Genomic DNA, 4,932 nt, shown 5'->3' on the forward strand with positions numbered 1-4,932 from the left:
GGCCGTCCTCGCCACCTGGCGGATGCTGCTCGACTCGGGTCGTCTGCAGGACGGCGAACCGCACCTGGCCGGAACGGCCCGCACCCCCGTCACCAGGTTGTCCCCGACCACCGCGCACGAGGTCGGCGTCGCGGACGGCGAGCCACTGACCGTGACCACCGGACGCGGATCGATCACCCTGCCGTGCGCGGTCACCGAGATGCCCGATCGCGTGGTGTGGGTGCCGCAGAACTCGCCCGGATCGGCCGTCAACGCCACGCTCGCCGCGGCCGCGGGAGACGTGGTCCGGATCGTCGCCGGGGAGGTGGCCCCGTGACGACGGCCGCGCACCCGGACCTGTCCGCGTTCGGCATCGACCCGTGGTGGTTGGTGCTGGCCAAGGTGCTCGCGGTCTTCGCGTTCCTGGTGGTCACGGTGCTCGCCGCGATCTACCTCGAGCGCAAGGTCATCGCCTGGATGCAGATGCGGGTGGGACCCAACCGGGTCGGGCCTCTGGGCATGCTGCAGAGCCTGGCCGACGGCGTGAAGATCGCCCTCAAGGAGGGGCTGATCCCCGCCGGGGTGGACAAGCCGATCTTCCTGCTGGCCCCGGTCATCGCCGTGATCCCCGCGTTCATGGCGTTCGCGGTGATCCCCTTCGGGCCCGAGGTCTCGATCGCCGGTCACCGGACTCCGCTGCAGCTCACCGATTTGAACGTGGGGGTGCTCTACATCCTGGCCGTCACGTCGATCGGGGTGTACGGGATCGTGTTGGCCGGCTGGTCCTCCGGTTCCACCTACCCGCTGCTCGGGGGGCTCCGCTCCACCGCGCAGGTGATCAGCTACGAGATCGCGATGGCACTGTCCTTCGTGGGTGTGTTCCTGTTCGCGGGGACCATGTCGACCTCGGGCATCGTCGCCGCCCAGGCCGAGGTCTGGTTCGTGTTCCTCCTGGCGCCCTCGTTCCTCATCTACGTCATCTCCATGGTCGGCGAGACCAACCGCGCGCCCTTCGACCTTCCCGAGGCCGAGGGCGAGCTGGTCGGGGGGTTCCACACCGAGTACTCGTCGCTGAGGTTCGCGATGTTCATGCTGGCCGAGTACGTCAACATGACCACGGTCTCGGCACTCGCGGCCACCCTGTTCCTCGGCGGTTGGCAGGCCCCCCTGCCGTTCTCCCTGATCGACGGCGCGGACTCCGGGTGGTGGGCGCTGCTGTGGTTCGTCATCAAGGTGTGGGGCTTCATGTTCCTGTTCATCTGGCTGCGGGCCACCCTGCCGAGGCTCCGTTACGACCAGTTCATGGGATTCGGCTGGAAGGTGCTCATCCCCGTCTCCCTGGCGTGGGTGATGGCCGTGGCGAGCATCCGGGCCTTCTCGAACGCCGGGTACGACGGGGTGGCCATCGCCCTGGTGACCGTCGGTCTGATCGCGGTGGTCGTGATCGTGCTGGCCCTCCGCTCGCGCATCGGCACCCGCCCGAGCCGCGGGGGGTCCGCCACGGACCGTTCCGACCGATCACGGGTATCGACCGGGTCCGGCGACCCGGCCTACAACCCGGTGGCGGGCGGGTTCCCCGTCCCGCCGCTGCCCCACCAGCGCACCTCATCGGAGGAGGCCCGCAATGCCTAGGATCCCGAGGGTCCTCGAGCCGCTCGCCGGGTTCGGCGTCACGTTCGCGACGATGTTCCGCAAGAAGCACACCGAGCAGTACCCGGAGGAGAAGGTCCCCACCGCCCCCCGATACCACGGCCGCCATCAGCTCAACCGCTACGCCGACGGCCTGGAGAAGTGCATCGGCTGCGAGCTGTGCGCGTGGGCCTGCCCGGCGGACGCGATCTACGTGGAGGGCGCCGACAACACCGAGGCCGAGAGGTACTCACCCGGCGAGCGCTATGGGCGGATCTACCAGATCAACTACCTGCGCTGCATCGGGTGCGGGCTCTGCGTGGAGGCCTGCCCGACCCGCGCGCTGACCATGACCAACGACTACGAGATGGTCGGCGACGACCGGGCCGGGCTCATCTACGAGAAGCAGGACCTCCTGGGCCCGATGCTCGACGGGATGGTCCCCGCCCCGCACGACATGGCCCCGGGGACGACGCACGCCGACTACTACCGTGGCGACGTCCTGGGGACCGCGTCGAGCGGACCCGATGGCGGGAGCAGGTCGTGATGGCCGGGGACTCGGTGTCCACCGGGGAGTCGGTCCTGTTCTGGGTGCTCGCGGTCGTAGTGGTCGTCGGGGCCCTCGGGGTGATCTCCGCCACCAAGGCGGTCTACTCCGCGCTCTGCCTGGCCATGACGATGGTCGCCCTGGCCGTGCTGTACATGGCGCAGGGGGCGGTGTTCCTGGGCGTCGGCCAGATCGTCGTCTACACCGGCGCGGTGATGATGCTGTTCCTGTTCGTGGTGATGCTCATCGGGGTGGAGTCCTCGGAGTCCCTGGTGGAGCGGATCCGAGGCCACCGCGTGGCCGCGATCGTCGCCGGGCTCGGTTTCGGGGTCCTCCTGGCGACCGGGCTGGCCCGCGCGCAGCTGCCCCCGTTCACCGGTTTCGGCGCCGACCACGACGACGTGCCCGCCCTGGCCACGCTGCTGTTCACCCGCCACGTGTGGGCGTTCGAGCTCACCGGGGTCCTGCTGATCATCGCCACCCTGGGCGCCATGGTGCTGGCACACCGCGAGCGGTTCTCCGGACGCCGCACCCAGCGCGAGATGTCCGAGCAGCGGTTCCTCGACTGGCAGCACGACGGCACCGCCCGGGTGACGCCGCCGCCCAGCCCCGGCGTGTACGCGCGTCGCAACTCCGCGGACTCCCCGGCCCGCCTGCCCGACGGCTCGGAGGCCACGGACTCGGTGAGCGAGGTGTTGCGACGGCACGGTTCCGACCGCGAGCTGGGCTCCGGCGACACGGCAGGGCCCGACGAGGGGGGACGACCGTGAACCCCGAGAACTACCTCTACCTCTCGGCCATCCTGTTCACCATCGGCGCGGCCGGGTTCCTGCTGCGGCGCAACGCGATCGTGGTGTTCATGTGCATCGAGCTCATGCTCAACGCCACCAACCTCGCGCTCGTGACGTTCGCCCGGATGCACGGCGACGTGGGCGGACACGTGTTCGCGTTCTTCGTCATGGTGGTGGCCGCGGCCGAGGTCGTGATCGGCCTGGCGATCATCATGGCCATCTACCGTTCCCGCCGGTCGGCCTCGATCGACGACGCCAGTCTGCTCAGGTATTGAGGACGCGCCGATGACTCCTGATGTGACGTTGTGGCTGATCCCCGGCCTGCCGCTGCTCGGTGCCACCCTCCTGCTGCTCCTGGGGCGCCGCAGCGACCCGTGGGGCCACCTGCTGGGCTGCGCCACCGCGCTCGCCGCGTTCGGTGCGGCCGTCTGGCAGTTCGGTGCCATGGCCGGCCGCGGGCTCGCAGACCGGACCCTGCAGCAGACACTGTTCACCTGGATCTCGGTGGGCGACCTCACCGTGGACATGGGCTTGCGACTGGACCAGCTCTCCATGGTGTTCGTCCTGCTGATCACCGGCGTCGGCCTGCTCATCCACGTGTACTCGACCGGGTACATGGCCGCCGATCCCGCGCGACGGAAGTTCTTCGCCTACCTCAACCTGTTCCTGGCCGCGATGCTGCTGCTGGTGATGGCGGACGACTTCCTGGTGCTCTACCTGGGATGGGAGGGCGTGGGACTGGTCTCCTACCTGCTCATCGGGTTCTGGCAGCACAAGCCGTCCGCGGCCACGGCGGCCAAGAAGGCCTTCGTCGTCAACCGCGTCGGCGACATCGGGCTCGCCGTCGCGCTGATGGTGATGGTGACCCAGCTGGGGACCCTGTCCTTCGACGGGGTCTTCGCCGCGATCGACGGTGGGACCGTCGCGGCGGGTGTGGACGGCGTCGCGCCCGACCTCGGCCCGGGCGTGGTCACCGCACTCGGACTGCTGTTGCTGCTGGGCGCCTGCGCCAAGTCCGCCCAGGTGCCGCTGCAGTCGTGGCTCGGGGACGCCATGGAGGGCCCCACCCCGGTCTCCGCCCTGATCCACGCGGCGACCATGGTCACCGCCGGGGTCTACCTCATCACCCGGGCCAATCCGATCTTCGACGCGGCACCGGCGGCGCGGACGGCGGTGATCGCCGTCGGCGCGGTGACGCTGCTGTTCGGCGCGGTGATCGGCTGCGCCAAGGACGACATCAAGAAGGTGCTCGCCGCTTCGACCATGAGCCAGGTGGGCTACATGGTCATGGCGGCCGGGTTCGGCCCGGCCGGATACGCCCTGGCGATCATGCACCTGCTCACCCACGGCTTCTTCAAGGCCGGACTCTTCCTCGGCGCGGGATCGGTCATGCACGGGTTGGACGACGAGGTCGACATGCGACGGTACGGCGCCCTCCGCACGGTCATGCCGGTCACCTTCGTCACCTTCGGACTGGGGTACCTCGCGATCATCGGCGTCCCGCCGTTCGCCGGCTTCTACTCCAAGGAGGGCATCATCTCCGCGGCGTTCGACGTGGGTGGCGGCGGAGCGGCCGGCTACCTGCTGGGCGCGGTGGCGCTCCTCGGAGCCGGTCTGACCGCGTTCTACATGACTCGGGTGATGATCCTGACCTTCTTCGGCCGACGGCGCTGGCGGGACGGCGCGCATCCCCACGAGTCACCGGTGTCCATGACGGCGCCGATGATCGTCATCGCGGTGGGGTCCGTGGCCTCCGGAGCCCTGCTCGCGATCGGCGGGCGGCTCGAGGACTGGCTGGCCCCGGTCGTGGGTGGACACCACGTCGAGCACGTCGTGCCGGTCTGGCTGGTCACCACCGCCTCACTGGTGGTCGTGGCCGCCGGGATCGCCATCGCGGTGCGGCTGTACGGCCGGGGCGAGATCCCGCTCGAGGTGCCGCCGGACGCCTCCGCACTCACCCGGGCCGCGCGCCGGGACCTCTACGCC

Annotated in this window: 6 protein-coding genes; all 6 read left to right on the plus strand. The window is 69.9% G+C overall.

Features of this window, described 5'->3' with window-relative positions:
• Window positions 1–316, plus strand: a 316-nt coding sequence (locus G6019_RS06160; protein WP_304506196.1) for a molybdopterin dinucleotide binding domain-containing protein, incomplete at its 5' end; no start/stop codon positions are given.
• A complete protein-coding gene (gene nuoH, locus G6019_RS06165) occupies window positions 313–1,611 on the plus strand; it encodes an NADH-quinone oxidoreductase subunit NuoH (protein ID WP_182613678.1) in 1,299 nt (432 codons plus the stop codon). The genes G6019_RS06160 and nuoH, both read left to right, overlap by 4 nt.
• Window positions 1,604–2,155, plus strand: coding sequence for an NADH-quinone oxidoreductase subunit NuoI (nuoI, locus tag G6019_RS06170; protein WP_194305492.1), 552 nt, complete (start codon window positions 1,604–1,606; stop codon window positions 2,153–2,155). Before nuoH ends, nuoI begins: the two co-directional genes overlap by 8 nt.
• The gene (locus G6019_RS06175; RefSeq protein ID WP_182613677.1) at window positions 2,155–2,925 is read left to right on the plus strand and encodes an NADH-quinone oxidoreductase subunit J; all 771 of its coding nucleotides are present in this window, start codon (window positions 2,155–2,157) and stop codon (window positions 2,923–2,925) included. The genes nuoI and G6019_RS06175 overlap by 1 nt, the downstream gene beginning before the upstream one ends.
• On the plus strand, window positions 2,922–3,221 hold the full coding sequence (gene nuoK, locus G6019_RS06180) for an NADH-quinone oxidoreductase subunit NuoK (RefSeq protein ID WP_182627215.1): 300 nt from the start codon (window positions 2,922–2,924) through the stop codon (window positions 3,219–3,221). The genes G6019_RS06175 and nuoK overlap by 4 nt, the downstream gene beginning before the upstream one ends.
• 10 nt (window positions 3,222–3,231) lie before the next feature.
• Window positions 3,232–4,932 (plus strand): NADH-quinone oxidoreductase subunit L (gene nuoL, locus G6019_RS06185; RefSeq protein WP_182627217.1); only part of this gene is annotated, 1,701 nt, incomplete at its 3' end.

The organism is Dietzia sp. DQ12-76, assembly GCF_014145045.1.
Classification (GTDB): Bacteria; Actinomycetota; Actinomycetes; order Mycobacteriales; family Mycobacteriaceae; genus Dietzia.